This window comes from Pseudomonas sp. RW409, from assembly GCF_003184125.1.
Classification (GTDB): Bacteria; Pseudomonadota; Gammaproteobacteria; order Pseudomonadales; family Pseudomonadaceae; genus Aquipseudomonas; species Aquipseudomonas chlororaphis_I.
Map to the genome: position 1 here is coordinate 716,254 of NZ_QHHP01000041.1, position 17,328 is coordinate 733,581.

Annotated in this window: 14 protein-coding genes; 5 read left to right on the forward strand and 9 right to left on the reverse strand. The window is 64.0% G+C overall.

The features are described 5' to 3' along the window. Positions 1–28: 28 nt before the first annotated feature. The 5 genes from DK261_RS23785 to DK261_RS23805 all read right to left on the reverse strand — a co-directional run bounded on the left by DK261_RS23785 (position 29) and on the right by DK261_RS23805 (position 5,709). Positions 29–1,039, reverse strand: coding sequence for an ABC transporter substrate-binding protein (locus tag DK261_RS23785; protein WP_110176595.1), 1,011 nt, complete (start codon positions 1,037–1,039; stop codon positions 29–31). Continuing rightward, positions 1,036–2,388 carry an LLM class flavin-dependent oxidoreductase gene (locus DK261_RS23790; RefSeq protein ID WP_110176597.1) on the reverse strand — a complete coding sequence of 451 codons (1,353 nt, stop codon included), beginning with the start codon at positions 2,386–2,388 and terminating at the stop codon, positions 1,036–1,038. The genes DK261_RS23785 and DK261_RS23790 overlap by 4 nt, the downstream gene beginning before the upstream one ends. A gap of 27 nt (positions 2,389–2,415) precedes the next feature. After that, the gene (locus DK261_RS23795) at positions 2,416–3,387 is read right to left on the reverse strand and encodes an ABC transporter substrate-binding protein (RefSeq protein WP_110176599.1); all 972 of its coding nucleotides are present in this window, start codon (positions 3,385–3,387) and stop codon (positions 2,416–2,418) included. 133 nt (positions 3,388–3,520) lie between these two features. Further along, positions 3,521–5,104 (reverse strand): rhodanese-related sulfurtransferase, encoded by a 1,584-nt coding sequence (locus tag DK261_RS23800; RefSeq protein WP_110176601.1) that lies wholly within the window; start codon positions 5,102–5,104, stop codon positions 3,521–3,523. Next, positions 5,101–5,709: a cysteine dioxygenase gene (locus tag DK261_RS23805; protein ID WP_041983742.1), complete on the reverse strand. Its 609-nt coding sequence runs from the start codon at positions 5,707–5,709 to the stop codon at positions 5,101–5,103. The genes DK261_RS23800 and DK261_RS23805 overlap by 4 nt, the downstream gene beginning before the upstream one ends. A 227-nt stretch (positions 5,710–5,936) precedes the next feature. Between DK261_RS23805 and DK261_RS23810 the strand changes: the two genes are divergently transcribed. Together DK261_RS23810 and DK261_RS23815 are read left to right on the forward strand one after the other, a co-directional pair. Then, entirely contained in the window at positions 5,937–6,842 is a 906-nt protein-coding gene (locus DK261_RS23810; protein ID WP_009049085.1) for a LysR family transcriptional regulator, read from the forward strand. Positions 6,843–6,983: 141 nt separating this feature from the next. Next, positions 6,984–7,778, forward strand: coding sequence for a class II aldolase/adducin family protein (locus DK261_RS23815; protein WP_009049084.1), 795 nt, complete (start codon positions 6,984–6,986; stop codon positions 7,776–7,778). A 543-nt stretch (positions 7,779–8,321) separates the two neighbouring features. On the opposite strand, the gene DK261_RS23820 is transcribed toward DK261_RS23815, so the two are convergent. Then, on the reverse strand, positions 8,322–9,410 hold the full coding sequence (locus DK261_RS23820) for an LLM class flavin-dependent oxidoreductase (protein WP_038632532.1): 1,089 nt from the start codon (positions 9,408–9,410) through the stop codon (positions 8,322–8,324). A 394-nt stretch (positions 9,411–9,804) separates the two neighbouring features. On the opposite strand from DK261_RS23820, the gene DK261_RS23825 reads away from it, so the two are divergent. From DK261_RS23825 to DK261_RS23835, 3 genes are all read left to right on the forward strand, one after another. After that, complete coding sequence (locus tag DK261_RS23825; RefSeq protein ID WP_009049082.1) at positions 9,805–10,689, forward strand: ABC transporter permease; 885 nt, start codon at positions 9,805–9,807, stop codon at positions 10,687–10,689. Between the two features lies 1 nt (position 10,690). Then, positions 10,691–11,488 (forward strand): ABC transporter ATP-binding protein, encoded by a 798-nt coding sequence (locus DK261_RS23830; protein WP_110176603.1) that lies wholly within the window; start codon positions 10,691–10,693, stop codon positions 11,486–11,488. Positions 11,489–11,805: 317 nt separating this feature from the next. Continuing rightward, positions 11,806–12,018: a hypothetical protein gene (locus DK261_RS23835; protein WP_016705245.1), complete on the forward strand. Its 213-nt coding sequence runs from the start codon at positions 11,806–11,808 to the stop codon at positions 12,016–12,018. Positions 12,019–12,165: 147 nt separating this feature from the next. Here the strand turns inward: DK261_RS23835 and DK261_RS23840 are convergent, their stop codons facing one another. The 3 genes from DK261_RS23840 to DK261_RS23850 are packed head-to-tail and all read right to left on the reverse strand — an operon-like array spanning position 12,166 to position 16,985. Further along, complete coding sequence (locus DK261_RS23840) at positions 12,166–13,575, reverse strand: TolC family protein (RefSeq protein ID WP_110176605.1); 1,410 nt, start codon at positions 13,573–13,575, stop codon at positions 12,166–12,168. Beyond that, positions 13,575–15,716: a peptidase domain-containing ABC transporter gene (locus DK261_RS23845; protein ID WP_110176607.1), complete on the reverse strand. Its 2,142-nt coding sequence runs from the start codon at positions 15,714–15,716 to the stop codon at positions 13,575–13,577. The genes DK261_RS23840 and DK261_RS23845 overlap by 1 nt, the downstream gene beginning before the upstream one ends. Positions 15,717–15,728: 12 nt before the next feature. Further along, positions 15,729–16,985 carry an HlyD family secretion protein gene (locus DK261_RS23850; RefSeq protein ID WP_110176609.1) on the reverse strand — a complete coding sequence of 419 codons (1,257 nt, stop codon included), beginning with the start codon at positions 16,983–16,985 and terminating at the stop codon, positions 15,729–15,731. Between the last annotated feature and the right edge of the window lie 343 nt (positions 16,986–17,328).

Genomic DNA, 17,328 nt, shown 5'->3' on the forward strand with positions numbered 1-17,328 from the left:
CACTCGATCAAGGTGGCTGGGAGCCGGTTCATAGCGGCAGCAAGGCAAAACTTCGGTCCCACAGGGGGCTGACGTCGAGCCGTTCGCTGAGCACGCCGGCATCGAAGAACAGGTCGGCGACGGCCTGCTGCGAGGCGATGGCCTGGTCGTTGACGGCGATGATCCGCGACGGCTGGCTGCGGTTGTTGTACATGTCGAGAAACACCGCCTTGTCGACGCCCAGCAACTGCGCCGACTTGCTCGCCCAGGGCTCGGGGTTGTCATTGATCCACTCCAGGGTGCGCGCCTGGCGCTGGATATAGTCCTGGATCGCCTGCTTGCGCAGCGGCTCTTCCAGGGCCGCGGGCCGTGCGGCGATCAGGTAGTTGCCGGACAGGTAGCCCAGGGCGGTCTTCAGCACCCGGGCGCCACTGCGGAATTTCGCCAGCTGGATAAACACGCCATAGATCACCCAGGCATCCAGCTGGCCGCTCTGGAAGGCGCTGAAGCCGTCCTGGGGCGTGAGCGCCACCGCGGTGATGTCGTTCAGGGTCAGGCCCTGTTCCTTCAAGGCCTTGATCAGGAAATAGTGCGAGGTGGTGGAGCGCACATAGCCGACGCGCTTGCCGCGCAACTGCGCGACCGACTCGACCTTGGAGTCCTTGGGAATCAGGAACACCTGATTATTCACGTCGCCTTGCAGCACCGCGATCAGGCGTGGCTGGCGATGGCTCTGGATCGAGAAGATCGGCGGGATCTCGCTCATCCCGCCGACGTCCAGGCTGCCCGAGGCCAGCGCCTCGACGATCAGGTTGCCGCCGGCGAACTCCGAGTATTCGACCTTATAGGGGGTATCGGCGGTGCCGGCGTCCTCGACAAAATAGGAGTCCTGCCCACGGTAGGTGGCGACCCCCAGGGTCAGGTCGGCCAGGCTGTTGTTCTGGGCGAACGCGCGGGGCGCAAAACCCAGAGACGACAGCCCCAGCGATGACAAGCCCAGGGCGCCAACGGCCAGCGAGCTGGCGGCGAGGAAGCCGCGACGGTTGAGGTATTCGCTCATGCCACGGCCTCGCTCTGGGTTGCGCTGGCCTGGGATGGCTTGGCGTAGCGGTTGGCCGGCACCGGCAGGCCGAGGTTGTCGCGCAGGGTCTGGCCGCTGTACTCATCGCGGAACAGGCCGCGCTGTTGCAGCACCGGCACCACCCGTTCGGTGAAGTACTGCAGGCCGTCCGGCAGCAGCGAGTTGATGATGAAACCGTCGGCCGCGCCTTCCTTGAACCACGTCTGAATGGCGTCGGCGACCTGCTCGGGGGTGCCGACAAAATCACGCCGTGGCCGCGAGAAGCGCAGGGCCACTTCGCGCAAGCTCAGACCCTCGTCGCGGGCCAACTGCTTGATCCGCTCCGAGCCGCCTTTCTGACTGTTGGCGCCCAGGTCGCCAAGTTCGGGGAAGGGCGCGTCCAGCGGGTACTGGCTGAAATCATGGTCGTTGAACGGCCGGCCAAGGGCGACGATCGCATCTTCGATGCTCACCAGCGCCACCGCCTGCTGGTAGCGCTCTTCGACCTCCGCGGCATCGCGGCCCACGATCGGGCGGATGCCGGGCAGGATCGACAGCAACTGTGGATCGCGGCCAAAGCCGCTGGCGCGGCGTTTCAGGTCCTGGTAGTAGGCGCGCGCTTCGTTGAAGTCTTCGGGGCTGACGAAAATCGCATCGGCATTCTCGGCGGCGAAATTGCGTCCGTCCTCGGAGGTGCCGGCCTGGAAAATCACCGGCTGGCCTTGCCGGGAGCGGGCGATGTTCAGCGGGCCCTTCACCGAGAAGAATTCACCCTTGTGCTCCAGCGCATGCAGCTTGCCGGGGGTGAAGAATTCGCCGCTCTGCTTGTCGTAGGCAAAGGCGTCGTCTTCCCAGGAATCCCACAGGCCCTGGACCACCGCCACATGTTCCTTGGCGATGCGGTAGCGCACGGCGTGGGGCGGGTGCTCGGCCTTGCCGAAGTTGTCGGCGGTGCGGCTGAGCCAGGAGGTGACCACGTTCCAGCCGGCGCGACCGCCGCTGATATGGTCCAGCGAGGCGAGCTGGCGGGCGACCTGGAACGGCTCGGTGTAGCTGACGGTGACGGTGGCCACCAGGCCGATATGCCGGGTGCTGGCGGCCAGGGCCGAGAGGATGGTCAACGGCTCGAAGCGGTTGAGGTAGTGCGGGCTGGATTTTTCATGGATGTGCAGGCTGTCGGCGATGAACACGAAGTCGAACTTGGCCGCCTCGGCCAGTTGCGCCTGCTGTTTATAGAAGTCGAAGTTCACGCTGGCGTTGGCCTGGGCCCGCGGGTGGCGCCATTCGCCCCAGCCGTGACCGACGCCATGGACCATCGCGCCGAGTTTCAATTGACGTTGCTTGCTCATGGTGATGCTCCTGAATCCGTAGTCTGGTTAGCGGGATGCCTGGTTGAGTTGCACGCGCGGGGCGTTGAAGCTCTTGTCGAAGCCCTGGGAGACGTCGATGGGCCGGCTGAGGATGCCTTCCTCGCGGTAGATGTCCGCGGTGGTTTGCAGGCCGCCGATGACCTGGTCGTCGATCGCCACCGGCTGCATGTGCGTGGCCTGGGCCACCGCCAGGTGCACGGCCAGCGGCAGGCCGGTGACCTGGGCCTGGGCGGCGGCGAATTCCTGGGGATGGGCGTTGGTCCAGCGGTAGGCGCGATCGACCCGGGCGACGAAGTCTTCGAGCTGCTGGCGTTTGTCGGTGATCGCCTGGCGGGTGGCGGCCAGGTACAGGTGGTTGCTCAGCAGGTTGTCGCCGCTGACCAGCACCTTGGCCTGGCTCTGGGTGGTGGCGATGGTGGTGTAAGGGTCCCAGGTCGACCAGGCGTCGGCGCTGCCGTTGTCCAGGAGGATGCGCGACTCGCTGGGCAGCAGGTAGATGAACTGCACGTCCCGGGTGCTCAGGCCGACGCTGCGCAGGGCCTTGATCGCCAGGAAGTGGCCGATGGAACCGCGGGTGGTGACGATGCGCTTGCCCTTGAGGTCGCGGGCATCGTTCAGCGGCGAGTCCCTGGGCGCCAGAATGGCCGTGGTGTAGCGCCCCTCGGCGTGGACGATGCTGACCACCTTGAGCGGCGCGCCGGCGCCGAGGGCGAACACATAAGGCGCATCGCCCAGGCCGCCGATGTCCACGGCGCCGGCATTCAGCGCCTCGCCCAGGGGCGCGGCGGCGGGGAATTCGGAGAACTGGATTTCATAGGGCACGTCCTTCAGCTCGCCGGAGACCTCCAGCAGGACCTTGATCGTCGACTTCTGATTGGCCACCCGCAGCGGTTGCAGGTCGGCGGCCTGCGCCGTGGCGGCAAGAGCAAAAGCGACAGCCAGCAACAGCGGGGTGAGGAAGGGCAGGGTAACGCGCATGACGACAGGCTCCAGGCGGGTGTCGGTGGTTAGGGTCACCTCCGCCTGGAGAAAGGGGTCGGTCCGGGTGTTGCATCAGGTGGCTCATGGGCCGGTGCAGGCGCATAAGCCGGGCTGTTTCAGATCACGCGGTTCAGATCACATAAAAACCGTGGGTGCCGTCGCGGGCCAGCTGCTCCACCAGTCCGAACTCCCAGTCCAGGTAGGCTTGCATGGCTTCGCGGGGGTTATCGGTGCCCTCGTAGGGCCGGCGATAACGGTCGATGCGCGGTGAGGCCAGGCGGGTTTCGCCCGTTTCCAGCGGTAGCTGCGCATCGATCCAGTTGGCGGTGCCCTTGTGCAGCAGGAACACCGGCTTGCCGGTCAGGGCCTCGACCTCGGCGACCGCCAGCCGCGCCAGCTGGCTACTGCCGCAGGTCAGCACATAACGCTCGGTCGGCGGCAGCTTGGCCAGGACTTGCGGCAACTGCGCGCGCAAGGCCCACCAGGCGCCCGGGATATGCCGCTTGACGTAGTTGGCGCTGCTGGTGAAATCCAGCACCAGGCTGTCGCCTTCGGCCAGCCACTGGGCCAGGGTCTCGGGGCTGATTTCCTCGGCCTGCGGCGCTGCGGGCACCGGTGCCTGCCACGGGCCTTGTTCGCTGAAATGCGCGGGCTGCAGGTCATCCAGCACGTAGACCTGCCAGCCCAGCTGCGCCAGCCAGGAGGCGGACATATTGGCGCGCACGCCATCGTCGTCCACCAGCACCAGGCGCGCGCCGCGCACACTGGCGAAGTGATCGGTTTCCTGCACCAGTTGCCCGCCGGGGGTGGAGCGGGCCGCGGGCAGGTGGCCGGCCTCGAATTCTTCCGGGGTGCGCACGTCGAACAGGTAGGTGCTGCGCTGCGTTTCCTGCTGCCAGCGTTGCAGGTCGTCGAGGCTGGCGCGGCCCACTCGTGCCTTGTCGGCCACCCGCCGGGCGTCATCGGCGGCGACAGCGCGATGGGCTTCGCTGGTAGGTGCGAAGCGCCGCGACTGGCCGTGCTCCAGCGCCTGCCCGGCCAGGGTCCAGCCGATGGTGCCGTTGCGCAGGGCAGCCACCGGGTTGGCGATGCCGGCGTTGATCAAGGATTGGGTGCCGATGATGCTGCGGGTGCGTCCGGCGCAGTTGACGATGATCCGGGTCGCCGGGTCCGGCGCCAGCTCGCGGGCGCGCAGCACCAGCTCCGCCCCCGGCACGCTGATGCCACGGGGAATGCTCATGGTCTGGTATTCGTCGAAGCGCCGGGCGTCGAGCACCACCAGGTCCGCCTGGCTGTCGAGCAGGGCCTGGACTTCTTCCGCCGCCAGGGACGGCGTATGCCGTTGGCTTTCCACCAGTTCGCCGAAGGCCTTGCTCGGCACATTGACGTCGATGAACAACTCGCCGCCGGCGTCGCGCCAGCCGTCCAGGCCGCCTTCGAGCAGGCTCACATTGCTGTAGCCCAGCGCTTGCAGGCGCTGCACCGCGCGTTCCGCCAGGCCTTCGCCATGGTCATAGACGGTGACCTGGGTATCGCGCCGGGGAATGCGCGCATACACCTCCAGCTCCAGTTTCGACAGCGGGATATTGGCGGCGAACAGCGGATGCCCCTGGGCGAAGGGCGCCTCTTCGCGCACATCGACGAGGGCGAGCTCTTCACGGTTCAGCAGCGCCTGGCGGATCTGTGGGTAAGAGCGGGTAGGTGCTGTGCTCATAGGGCTTGGCTCTCTTTGGACAGGTCCCAGATATTGGGCAGGAAGGCGTTGGAATAACCGGAGATGAACAGTTTCTCGCTGCCGTCGGCTTGGTACACCGCGCGGCGCACGGCACCGATATTGGCGCCGTAGACATGGATGCTGATCGACACCTGATCGTCGAAGGCATTGCTGACCTGATGGATGTCACCGATCTTCGGCGACACGGCCTCGACCTGGCCGGGCAGCAGCTGGATCCGCTGGCCCTCGGCCCGCAGGCTGCCGTCGCTGTGGCGGGCGAAACCTTGTGAGTACTCCGAGCCGCGCAACATGCCGATCAGCCCCCAGACCCGGTGGTCGTGGATCGGCGTGCGTTGCCCCGGCCCCCAGACAAAACTGACGATGCTGAAGCGCTGCCGGGAATCGGCGTGCAGCAGGTACTGTTGATAGCGCTCCGGATCGGGGCGGGCGAAGTCCTCGGGCAGCCAGTCGTCATGGCTGACCAGTTGGGCCAGCAGCTTGCCGCCGCGGTGCAGCAGGTCGCCTTCGCGGGGGTGGCTGTCGATCAGCTCCGCCAGGGCGCCTATGAATGCTCTGAGTCTCTCCGGGTGTCGGGCCTGGGTCATGGCGACTCCGTGGTCTAAGTTCGATATCAGGGTTCGTTATCAGGATTTAAGCATAATGATTTTTCTTAATATGCTATTTTTTTATGATTAGGTTATAGCTGAAAGGAATTTAGAACCCATGTGAATAGCGTTAGACGTTATCGATAGATGCGCCAGGCTATCCAGCTACGCGCATTCAAACTATGCTTTTCGAACATCTTAATGACTGTTCTCTATGTGCGGGCCAAATGAAAATTGATGATATCGACGCCTTTGTCGAAGTGATTCGTTGCCAGTCCATCAGCCATGCCGCCGAGACCTTGCAACTGACGCAACCGGCGATCACCCGGCGGGTGCAGAACTTCGAGCAGGCCTTGGGCGTGGAGCTGTTCGACCGCAACACCAAGCCGCTCAAGCCCACGCTGATCGGTACCCGGGTGTACGAACAGTGCCGGCTGATCCTGCGGGAAATGGATGCCCTGCGCGAACTGGTGGCCACCGACGCGCCGCCCACCGGGCTGTTGCGCCTGGGCGTGCCGCAGACCATCGGCGATGTGGTGCTGCTCGATGCCCTCAAGCACCTGCGCGTCGAATACCCCGAACTGCGCGCCCAGGTGGCCACGGGCTGGGGCAGCCAGCTGGTGGGCAAGATCGAGCGCGGCGAGCTGGACGCGGCGGCCGCGCTGTTCCCGGCCGGCAAGATCTTCCCGGACAACATCATTGGCGAGTCGATCGGCAAGATGGAGCTGGTGGTGGTCTGCGCCAAGGCGCAGTTGCCCAAGCGCCCGTGCAAGCTCGCCGACATTTACCAGAACGGCTGGATTCTCAATCCGGACGGCTGCGGTTTCCGCGCCGGGCTGCAACGCACCCTGTCGGACCAGGGCCTGGCCCTGCGGGTCAACCTGGAAACCTTTGGCACCGAGTTGCAGTTGGGCCTGGTCGCCGATGGCCTGGGTCTCGGCCTGGTGCCGCGGCCGTTGCTGGAGCGCAGCGCCCATCGCGAGCAACTGGCGGTGATGCCGCTCAAGGACTTCAAGCCGGTGATGGACCTGTGGCTGATCTACCCGCATTTTCTCGGCAACCTGCAAGGGCCGGTGGATGCCTTTGGCAAGCTGGTCGCCGGCTCGCTGCAGAAGATCAAGAGTGCCGCGTGAGCGGTTGAAAGAGGGCAAGGGCAGGGCGGTTTAAAATAAAAAATAATGATAATTAGCTTAGATTAAAATGTGCTTTTTATTATTTTTTGCCTTCCCCTAGGCTTGCTGGAGTTCCTTAAAGGCCATCCAGGAAGTTTTGCCATGAGCAGCGTCAGCCCGTTATCCAGCGTCTCGAAAAATGTTCGCCAGCGTGTCAGCCCCGAAGAGTGGGAGGTGCGCGTGAAGCTCGCCGCGGCCTACCGGCTGGCGGCCTTGTACAAGTGGACCGATCACATCTACACGCACTTTTCCGCGCGGGTGCCGGGGCCCGACGAGCATTTCCTGATCAACGCCTTCGGCTTGCTGTTCGACGAAATCAGCGCTTCCAACCTGGTCAAGGTCGACATTGACGGCACTATCGTCGACGACCCCACGGGCCTCGGGATCAACTACGCCGGTTATGTGATCCACAGCGCAATCCATGGCGCCCGTCCTGACCTGCAGGCGGTCCTGCACACCCACACTCGCGACGGCATCGCGGTGTCCGCCCAGCGCGACGGCCTGTTGCCGATCTCCCAGCACGCCATCGGTTTTTCCGGGCGCGTGGCCTATCACGGTTACGAAGGCATCGCCCTCGACCTCGACGAGCGCGAACGGCTGGTGGCGGACCTGGGAGACAAGAGCGTGCTGATCCTGCGCAACCACGGGCTGCTCACCGCAGGCATCAGCGTCGAGCATGCGTTCCAGCAACTGCATTACCTGGAGCGCGCCTGCAACATCCAGATCGCCGCCCAGGCCAGCGGCAATGCCGAGCTGATCTACCCGCCGGCCGAGGTGGTGGCCAAGGTCGAGAAGCAGGCCGAAGCCTTCAAGAGTGGCGACGGACCGGGCGTCGCCCGGCACTGGAATGCGCTGATCCGCCAGTTGGAGCGTAGTGATACGGCTTATAAGGAGTGATGGTACGGACACAGAAACACGCTTACGCACTGTGGCCGCCGGCGTAGCCTGCGATTGGCTTGGGCGGCATTCCGACCCGGCAGCCGTGAATCCGCAACACGCGGTCTGCCTGACAAACCGCAGTCTCCGGTTTTGCGTCTGCTGCGCAGCCGATCGCAGCCTTCGGCAGCGGCTACAAGGCGTCCATCCAGCAGGCGTGATGCTCTGTAGCCGCTGCCGAGCGAAGCGAAGCTGCGAACGACCGCGCAGCGGTCGCCAAACCAGGCGCCGCCGCAGGTCAGTGATACCGAGTCGTCAGGTTGGCGGGGCTGCGCCCCGATTGCAGGCTGCGCCAGCGGCTACAAGGTATCCATCCAGCAATGAGCAATGCTCTGTAGCCGCTGCCGAGCGAAGCGAGGCTGCGAACGACCGCGCAGCGGTCGCCAGGCCAGGCGCCGCCGCAGGTCAGTGATAGCGCGTCGTCAGGTTGGCGGGGCTGCGCCCCGATCGCAGCCTGCGGCAGCGGCTACAGGGCGATCAGGGCTCCATGCGTCGGGGTCCAGCTCAGGCGACTTTTTCCGCGGCCAGCCGCTCGCGCTCGGCCACCCGCTTGCGGGTCAGCGGGATCAGGCGCTGGCCATAGTCGATGGCGTCCTCGAGCGGGTCGAAGCCGCGGATCAGGAAGGTGGTGATGCCCAGGTCGTAATAGTCGAGCAGGGCTTCGGCCACTTGCTCCGGGGTGCCGACCAGGGACGTCGAGTTACCCTGGGCGCCGAGCAGCCCGGCGATGCCGGTCCACAGGCGCTTGTCCAGGCGCGAGCCCTGGGCCGCTGCCGCCAGCAGGCGACGCGAACCTTCATTCGGTGGTTCGCGGCGGACAAAACCGTTCTGCTCGGCGAGGGCCGTAGCCTGCTGCAGGATGCGTTCGGCACGGGCCCAGGCCTGCTCCTCGCTGTCCGCCAGGATCGGCCGCAACGACAGGCTGAACCTGATGCTGCGACCATGCCTGGCGGCCTCGGCACGCACCTGGCTCACCACTTCGCGCACCTGCTCGTAGGTTTCGCCCCACAACGCATAGACGTCCGCATGTTTGCCAGCCACGGCGATGGCCGCCGCCGAGGAGCCGCCGAAATACAGCGGGATGTGCGGCTGTTGCGGTGACTGCACCGCTGAATACGCACCCTCGACCTGGTAATACTGGCCTTGATAGTCGAAGGGCTGGCCGCTGGTCCATTCCTGGCGCAGCACGTCCAGGTATTCGTCGGTGCGGGCGTAGCGCTGGTCCTTGTCGATATAGCTGCCGTCGGCGCGCAGTTCGCGGTCGTCGCCGCCGGTGATGATGTGCACCGCGGTGCGCCCGCCATTGAACACATCCAGGGTGGTGAACTGGCGCGCGGCCAGGGTCGGCGCGGCGAAACCCGGGCGATGGGCGATCAGGAACTTGAGCTTTTTCGTCACGCTGGCGGCGTGCGCGGCGATCAGGGTGCTATCCGGGCTGTTGGAGTGGAACGCCACCAGGGCGCGGTCAAAGCCGCCATCTTCATGGGCGCGGGCGACTTTCTCCACATAGTCGGGTTGCAGCACGGGGCCGCTGCGCGGGTGAATTTCCGAGGCGTGGTGGCCGCCGATAAAACCGATGAATTCGATACTCATGGTGGATTCCCTGTTTTCTTCCAATAGTTTTTCAATAGGCGTGATTCAGCCTCCACCGGACAAGGGGTCGGTCCGTGGTGTCGAAAGTAGGCGCAGCGCGGCGGGGTGTGAAATGCCGTTTTGTTCTAAGTTAATTATTAAATTAACTGATTATTTGAATAGACCTGTATCAGTAATGTGCATTTTATAGCGCTGCATCCGCACACCCGGCAAAGGGCGTTGGCCGAGCCGTCTTACTATGCAAATAATTTATCTGGTTAATTTTCTATCTGATTTTTAATCATATTAGGTTATTCCCAAAAAGAATTTCACTGCGATTTTTTATGCGAATAGCATGAATTCGAAGCTGAAACATGGCGCCTCCGGCCATGGGCTTGATGAGGAAGGAAGCCTGATGAGCGACAAGACTTTCGAGACACCGGGCGCCAGCAGCTCGTTTTCCGTCGACAAGGCCGTTCGCCGGGGTGGTGCGGGGCAGGGCGGGGCGCAGTGGATCCCGCTGTGGCTGCGCACTTGGCGCACCCCCGAGGCGCTGCTGCGGCTGATCAGCCCGATCGTGCTGCTGTTGTTGTGGGAGCTGGCGTCGCGCTGGGGGCTGATTCCCCAGCGAGTGATCGCCGCGCCGTCGCAGATCGGCGGCACGCTCTGGGCCATGATCGCCTCCGGCGAACTGGGCAAGCACCTGCTGGTGTCGCTGCAACGGGCGCTGGTGGGCTTGAGCATCGGCGTCAGTATCGGCGTGGTCGCGGCGCTGATCAGCGGCCTGTCGAAACGCGGCGAGGTGGTGCTGGATTCGCCGATGCAGATGCTGCGCACCATCCCTTCGCTGGCCCTGGTGCCGCTGTTCATTCTCTGGTTCGGCATCGGCGAGTTCACCAAGATCGCCCTGATCGTCACCGGCACCACGTTCCCGGTATACCTGAACCTGTTCGCCGGTATCCGCAACATCGACCCCAAGCTGATCGAGGCCGCCAACACCCTGGGCCTGAGCCGGCGCGAGCTGATCTGGCACGTGATCCTGCCGGGCGCCTTGCCCTCGTTTTTCGTCGGCCTGCGTTATTCCCTGGGGATTTCCTGGCTGGCCCTGGTATTCGTCGAGCAGATCAACACCACCGCCGGCATCGGTTACCTGGCCAGTGACGCGCGGGACTTCATGCGCACTGACGTGATCGTCATCTGCCTGCTGATCTACAGCGTCCTCGGCCTGCTGATCGACGGCCTGATCCGCACCCTGGAACGTTTCGCCCTGGCCTGGCGCCCAACTTTCGTGAGGAATTGATATGTCGAGCATCGATCGTGTAAACGCGCCCAAGACCGCCCACCCGGTACAACTGCGCAATGTGGTGCGCCAGTTCGGCGAGCAGCGGGTCATCGACGGCCTGGACCTGGACATCGCCCCGGGGGAATTCGTCGCGCTGCTGGGCGCCAGCGGTTCGGGCAAGACCACCTTGCTGCGCAGCCTGGCCGGGCTCGACAGCATCGACAGCGGCCAGCTGCGGGTGCCCAAGGCGCGCGCCGCGGTGTTCCAGGAGCCGCGCCTGATGCCCTGGAAGCGCGCCTGGAAGAACGTGATCCTCGGCCTGCGCATTCCCAATGCCCGCGCCCGCGCGGTGCAGGCCCTGACCGAAGTCGGCCTGGCCCACCGCCTGGAAGCCTACCCGGCGACGCTCTCCGGCGGCGAAGCCCAGCGCGTGGCCCTGGCCCGCGGCCTGGTGCGCGAGCCCAAGCTGCTGTTGCTCGACGAACCCTTCGCCGCGCTGGATGCGCTGACGCGGATCCGCATGCACCGGCTGATCATCGACCTCTGGCGCAAACACACGCCGGCGGTGCTGCTGGTGACCCACGATGTCGACGAAGCCATCCTCCTGGCCGATCGGGTCATCGTGCTGGCCAACGGCAAGATCGCCGAGCAACTGAGCATCGACCTGCCACGCGCGCGGGACACCGGCCAGGACGGTTTCCAGGAGATCCGCGCGCGCCTGCTGAGCCTGCTGGGGGTGGAAGCGGCGGAGCCGGCGCTGCCAGCGGCCGGCACTGCGCGTCAGCCTTCGAGTGTCCGGCGGTTCGCCCATGGCTGAGTGTTCGCTTGCGGAAGATCTCCAACCTGATGTTGCCGGGTGTCTCGCCACCGCGGGCTCTTTGCACATGGCCGCTGCGACTTCATTGGCGTAGACACCTCAGGACGCGTACTGCAGAACTGTGGAGTGGGTGCGCCAGCGACAGGCTGAACCGACTCGTCAATAGCACTTTCAGAAGTATCCGATATTGTTGTTTGTTTTAATTATTCCGCATCTTTTTGCATGAAAGATGAAATGGCTCTTTCCAGCTATCCGGGAAAATCGAGTACCGGATTATCGGGAAAGCTGATAGATGAATCTTTGGAAAGGAATGAAACATGCGCAATCTGAACGATATGGAAATAGACGTCGTATCGGGCGCCGGCTTGACCATCGGCGGAAAAAAAGTGACTACCGACACCAACCTGAACGACCTGGCTGACCTGATCAAGAACAATGGTGGCACGGGTAATATCGGCGTTGGCGCTCCTGGCAAGGGCGGCATCGGTATCAATATAAAGAATGGCTGGACCGGCTGGCCGTTCAACTGAACGACTACCAGTTGCCCGATGTTTTATAAATAATAAAAACAATGAACATTGCACTAACGCCAGAAACTGTTTCTGGCGTTTTTACTCGCCGGCACTGACTGAGTGCCGGACCTCCCATTACCCGCCGATGAGCCTCCCGGCTTCACCTTATCGCAGCGTCCAGAAGCCCAGTCGACCCAGGCTGGCGGCCAGGCGCAGGCGCAAGACCTGCCAGGCGCCGAGGGCCTGTATGTGCTGCTCCTGCGCGCTGGAGTAGGCAGTCAGGGCATTGAGCATCTCGATCATGCTGCCAACCCCGGAACGGTACCGCCCCTGGACAACCTCCAGGGTTTGACGCGACTGCTCGACCAGTTCGCGAGTGCGCACCAGGCTGCGGGTCTCGACGCCGAGCAACTGATAGTTGCTCCAGGCCTCCAGCGAAATCTGCTGCTCGACTTCGGCCAATTCGGCTTCGCTGGCTTCCCGGCGGGCGAGGGCATTGCGGATCTGGTAAGTACGCTCGAAGCCTTCGAACAGAGGGATGTTCAGCTGCAAGCCGATGCTGCGTTCGCGTTCGCGGATGTCGCCGTTGAACACCCACGGCTGCTCGGTGTAGCGACGCCCCAGGTTAGCGCTCAACGTCAGGCTGGGGCGGCCGGCGGCGCGGCTTTCCTGCAGAGACGCGTCAGCCGCTTTCAGCCGCGCCTGGGCGGCGTGCAGGGCAGGGTGGCTGCTGCGGGCCTCGGCCAGCAGTTGGTCGATGGCCTTGACGAAACCGGTATCGGGTTGTGCATCCAGTTCGCTGGAGAGATGCAGCGGGATGTCCGGCGGCAGGCCCATGCGCAGGGCGATAAGGCCGACAGCCTGGCGTAGGGACCCCTCATCCCTGACCTGTTTCAGCCTCGCCTGGGACAAGGCGGTCTGCGCCTGCAGGCGGTCGGAAAGGGCAGCGGCGCCCGCCTGGTATTTCGCATCGGCCGCCTTGAGGTTCTGCGCCGCCAGCTCTGCCACCTGGCTCGAGGCGACAAGGCTGCGCTGAGCGCAGAGGGCGTCGTAATAAGCCTGGGCGGCGAGGGCGAAGGTGTTCTGGAGGACCGCGTCCTGGCTGGCGGTGGCCGCCAGCAGCAGTTGCTGGGCATTGTGCAGGGCGGCGCTGCGACGACCGAAGTCGAACAGCACCCAGCTCAGTTCGAGGCCAGTAGCGTGGCTGCGACTATGGCCGGACTGCTGGGGCATGTCGCGACTGTCCAGGTCGCTGTAGCCATGGCTGCCCTCAAGACGCCCTTGCAGGCGCGGCAGGAAGGCGGCCCGGCCAATCCCTACCTGCGCTGCGCTAGCCTTGGCATTGGCCCAGGCGAGGCGCGTCCGGGGATCGTGACAGAGGATGCGCTCAATGGCGTCCTCCAGGCTCAGTTCACTGCGCGGTGCAGCGGTGTGGCAAGGCAGGCCACTGCCGCCAAGGTCGTACACGGCCCGGCTGGAGACTTCATCGGCGGTAGCGAACACATCGGGCTCGTAGGCCGCGGCGCAGGAGGCTGCACCCAGCAAGCCGAGCAGCAAACACCGAACCGCGCGCATCAGCTTCGCTCCCGTGTGGCCGGGCGCGCGCGGGTTTCGTCGCTTTCCACCTTGCCCTGCCCGAGCACCACCACCCGGTCTGCCGAGCCGATGGTTTCCGGGCGATGGGCGATCATGATCCGGGTAATGCGCAGGCCACGGATGGCGGCGTTGACGCGTTGCTCGCAGTGAACGTCGAGGTGGCTGGTGGCTTCGTCGAGGAACAGGATTTTCGGTTTCTTGTACAAGGCCCGAGCCAGCATGACCCGCTGCTTCTGCCCGCCGGAGAGCACGGTGCCCATATCGCCGACCAGGGTGTTGTAGCCCATCGGCATGGCTTGTATGTCGTCGTGGATCGCGGCCATTTGCGCGCATTCGATCAGCCAGGGCATGTCCACCCTGGAATCGAAGAAGCTGATGTTCTCCGACAACGAGCCGGCGAACAGCACATCGTCCTGCATCACCGTCCCGACCAGCTCGCGCAGGCCGTCCAGCCCCAACTGCGAGAGTTCCAGGCCGGCCACGCGGACCTGGCCCTGGCTCGGCGGAAGAATGCCGAGCAGGACGTTGAACAGGGTGCTCTTGCCGCAGCCGGAGGGGCCGACGATGGCCACCGACTCACCGGCGGCAATGTCCAGGTCGAGCCCGTCGAGCACCCAGGGTTCCTGCTCGGAGTAGCGGTAGCGCAGGCCGCGAACCTGCAGGCTGGCCGGACGCTCGCGCAGATCCTCCGGCACGCCGCCGACAAATGTTTCTTCGGGAGGCTGGAGGACGATGTCGGCCAGCCGTTCGCCCTGTAGCTGCAACATGCGCAGCTCGAAGAACTTGTCGATCAGGCTGGCCACCCGGCTGTCGAACTGTAATTTGTAGGCATTGAAGGCCATAAATACGCCGACGCTGAACTGGCCATCCATCACCAGGGTCGCGCCGAGCCAGATCACCAGCAGGTTCTCGACGCCGAACAGCAGGCCATTCATCTGCTGGTAGAGCAGTTGCAGCTTCTGGGTGCGCAGCCCCGCGTTGATCTGCTCCACCAGCAGGCCGAGCCAGACCGAGCGGCGCTCCTCCCGGCGCTGGAACAACTTGAGCGGGCGGACCCCGCGTACGGTTTCCAGAAAGTGGCTCTCTTGGCGGGCCGCATGCACGATCTGCTCTTGCGTGGCGTTGCGCAGCGGGCGGTACCAGGCCCAACGCCCAAGGGCGTAAAGGCTCATGGCAGCAATGGAAACCGCCGCCAGCACCGGGCTGTAGAGCAGCATCATGGCCAGGGTGGCGATGGTCATCAGGCCGTCAAGGATCGCTGAGAGAAAGGCGGCGGTAAGGGTCTGCTGAATGTTGTCCACTGAACCGAAGCGCGAGACCACGTCCCCCAGGTGACGTTTTTCGAAGTACTGGATCGGCAAGCGCAACAGGTGGCTGAACACGTTGGCCTGCCACTGCACGCTAAGCAGGGTACTCATGTGCATCATCACCCAGGCGCGCACCCCGCTGACGGCCTGCTGCATCAGCAGCAACAGGCCGAAACCCAGCGCCAGGGTACTGAGCAGGTCGCGGTCCTCGCTGACAATGACGTTGTCCAGGGTCCATTGCAGGAAGAACGGGCTGACCAGGGCAAACAGCTCCAGCGCGCCGGACAGCAACAGCACCTGGGTCAACGAGCGATACAGCCCGGTGACCCGGCCCATCATGTCCAGCAGACGGATGCGCGGCATGGCGGCCTGTACCTCGAAACCGCGGTCCGGCCACAGCTCCATGGCGACGCCGGTGAAACTGCGCGAGGTTTCTTCCAGGCTCAAGCGACACAACCCGCGGGCCGGGTCGTGGAGCGTGACGCCGCGGGCGTCGACCGCCTTCAGCACCACAAAGTGGTTGAAGTTCCAGTGCAGCACGCAGGGCAGCTTCAGCTTGCCGAGATCGTCCAGGGCCAGTTTCACCGGGCGAGTCCCCAGTTGCAGTTGGTGTGCGGTCTGGATCACCTGCTTCAGGGAAGCGCCCTTGAGCGACACACTGAAGCGTCGCCGCAAGTCCATCAGGTCCGTGTGGTAACCGTGGTAGCCGGCGATCATCGCCAGGCAGGCCAGGCCACATTCGGTAGCTTCGGTCTGCAATACCAGCGGCAAGCGCCGACCTATACGCAGCGCGAGCGCGTCGAGAAATGCCATTGAAGGTTGTTCCTAGAGTTTGCCGGTCAGGCTGTACAGCGGTTCGAGCACCCACTCATAGAGGCGGCGGGTGTCCTGGAGGACATCGGCGTCGAGCAACATGCCGCTTTGCAAGGGGCGTGGTTGGCCGTAAGCCGTCACCATCTGCTTATCCAGGCTGATCTGCAGGCGATACAGCTGCTCGCCGTCCTTGGCCAGCCCTGGCACGGCGCCGGCCATGCTGGCGAGCTCGGCGAAGGGCACGCTGGTGCGTGAAATGGAACGCACCCGGCCCTGGTACTGACCGAACTTCTGATAGGGATAGGCCTGGTAACGGATCAACACCGGGTCGCCCGGCTTGATGAAACCGATGGACTTGCTCGGGGCATACAGCTCTGCCTGCAAGGGGGCGTCGGCGGGAACGATGCTCAGCAATGGCCGCGAGCTGTCCACGGTCTGCCCGATGTCGGCGAGTACGGCAGTGGCGATGCCGGTTTCCGGAGCGGTGACCAGCAGCGTGCGCTTGGCCTCGCTCTCCGCCAGGTTTTGCTCGAGGGCAGAGAGCTGGCGCTGGATGTCCGCCTGCTGGTTGGCCTGGCGCGCGCCCAGGCCCGCCAACTCGTTGCGGCGCTCGGTCAGTTGCTGCTGCAGGGCCGCACGTTCGCGCTCCAGCCCCTGCAGGGCCTGGCGCTGTCCCAACAGTTCGGCCTGGCGCTGCTGGAGTTGGTCGACGGAAATGTAGCCCTTATCCATCAGGCCCTGATAACGCTGCGTGGCGTCGCTGGACAGCGCCACCAACCGCTGCTGGCTGTCCGCCTGCCGGGCGAGTATCGCCAGCTCGCGCTGCAGGCTGGCGACCTTGTTGCTCAGGCTGTCACGTTCATCGAGTTGTAAGAGCAGGACTTTCTCCAGTTCACCGCGCAGCGAATCGCGGCGATGTTCGAGCTGGCGGCTGATACCGGCCTGCACAGGTTCGGCGTCAGAACCGTAGCGTTCGCTGGAGATCGTCAGCAGAGGCTCGCCACGCTTGACCCTCTGGCCTTCGTGGACGAATGTCTCGAACACGATGCCAGCCTGGGGCACGTACACCTTGACCAGGCCACCGACCGGGACCAGCTGGCCGCTGATGGTGCTGCGCTTGGTATAGCTGGCGAAGAAAAAGAAGGCCGCCACCGACACCGCCAGGGCCGTAGCCAGACACGTGAGAACGGTGAAAGAGATCGGGCGGACCAGAACTGTATCGCCCAGCCCGTTGGTTTGCCGGGCGTCGAGCGCCTCCCTGCGGAACAACGGTATATCTGCCATCGAACTAAGAGCCTGTGAATGATAATTCGAGAGCCAATGACTGTTTCATGAGCGCTGTAGTTGATGATTGGCTAATTATGGCTCGCCACATTAGTTGCCTGAACCGGCTTGTCGTTACTTAACTTTTATCGCTTTAACTGCGTGCAGCAGAGCCATTTTCAATGCCGGATTTTGTGGTCGGACACCATAATCTCAAAAAGCAAAAATACAACTGAGAACTTTCTTATTATCATCTGCTTTTTTCTGATTCGCCCCGCCAATGGCGCCCGAACCATAGGCTTGTCATGGACAGCGCCGGTCGGTCATTCATATGCATCTGTAAATTTTT

Excerpts from the sequence above, each read along its gene's own strand:
- DK261_RS23805 (WP_041983742.1), bottom strand. The coding sequence starts at position 5,709 with ATGACCCAGGCCCGACACCCGGAGAGACTCAGAGCATTCATAGGCGCC.
- DK261_RS23785 (WP_110176595.1), bottom strand. The coding sequence starts at position 1,039 with ATGAGCGAATACCTCAACCGTCGCGGCTTCCTCGCCGCCAGCTCGCTG.
- DK261_RS23810 (WP_009049085.1), top strand. The coding sequence starts at position 5,937 with ATGAAAATTGATGATATCGACGCCTTTGTCGAAGTGATTCGTTGCCAG.
- DK261_RS23825 (WP_009049082.1), top strand. The coding sequence starts at position 9,805 with ATGAGCGACAAGACTTTCGAGACACCGGGCGCCAGCAGCTCGTTTTCC.
- DK261_RS23845 (WP_110176607.1), bottom strand. The coding sequence starts at position 15,716 with ATGGCATTTCTCGACGCGCTCGCGCTGCGTATAGGTCGGCGCTTGCCG.
- DK261_RS23795 (WP_110176599.1), bottom strand. The coding sequence starts at position 3,387 with ATGCGCGTTACCCTGCCCTTCCTCACCCCGCTGTTGCTGGCTGTCGCT.
- DK261_RS23815 (WP_009049084.1), top strand. The coding sequence starts at position 6,984 with ATGAGCAGCGTCAGCCCGTTATCCAGCGTCTCGAAAAATGTTCGCCAG.
- DK261_RS23820 (WP_038632532.1), bottom strand. The coding sequence starts at position 9,410 with ATGAGTATCGAATTCATCGGTTTTATCGGCGGCCACCACGCCTCGGAA.
- DK261_RS23790 (WP_110176597.1), bottom strand. The coding sequence starts at position 2,388 with ATGAGCAAGCAACGTCAATTGAAACTCGGCGCGATGGTCCATGGCGTC.
- DK261_RS23800 (WP_110176601.1), bottom strand. The coding sequence starts at position 5,104 with ATGAGCACAGCACCTACCCGCTCTTACCCACAGATCCGCCAGGCGCTG.
- DK261_RS23840 (WP_110176605.1), bottom strand. The coding sequence starts at position 13,575 with ATGCGCGCGGTTCGGTGTTTGCTGCTCGGCTTGCTGGGTGCAGCCTCC.
- DK261_RS23830 (WP_110176603.1), top strand. The coding sequence starts at position 10,691 with ATGTCGAGCATCGATCGTGTAAACGCGCCCAAGACCGCCCACCCGGTA.
- DK261_RS23835 (WP_016705245.1), top strand. The coding sequence starts at position 11,806 with ATGCGCAATCTGAACGATATGGAAATAGACGTCGTATCGGGCGCCGGC.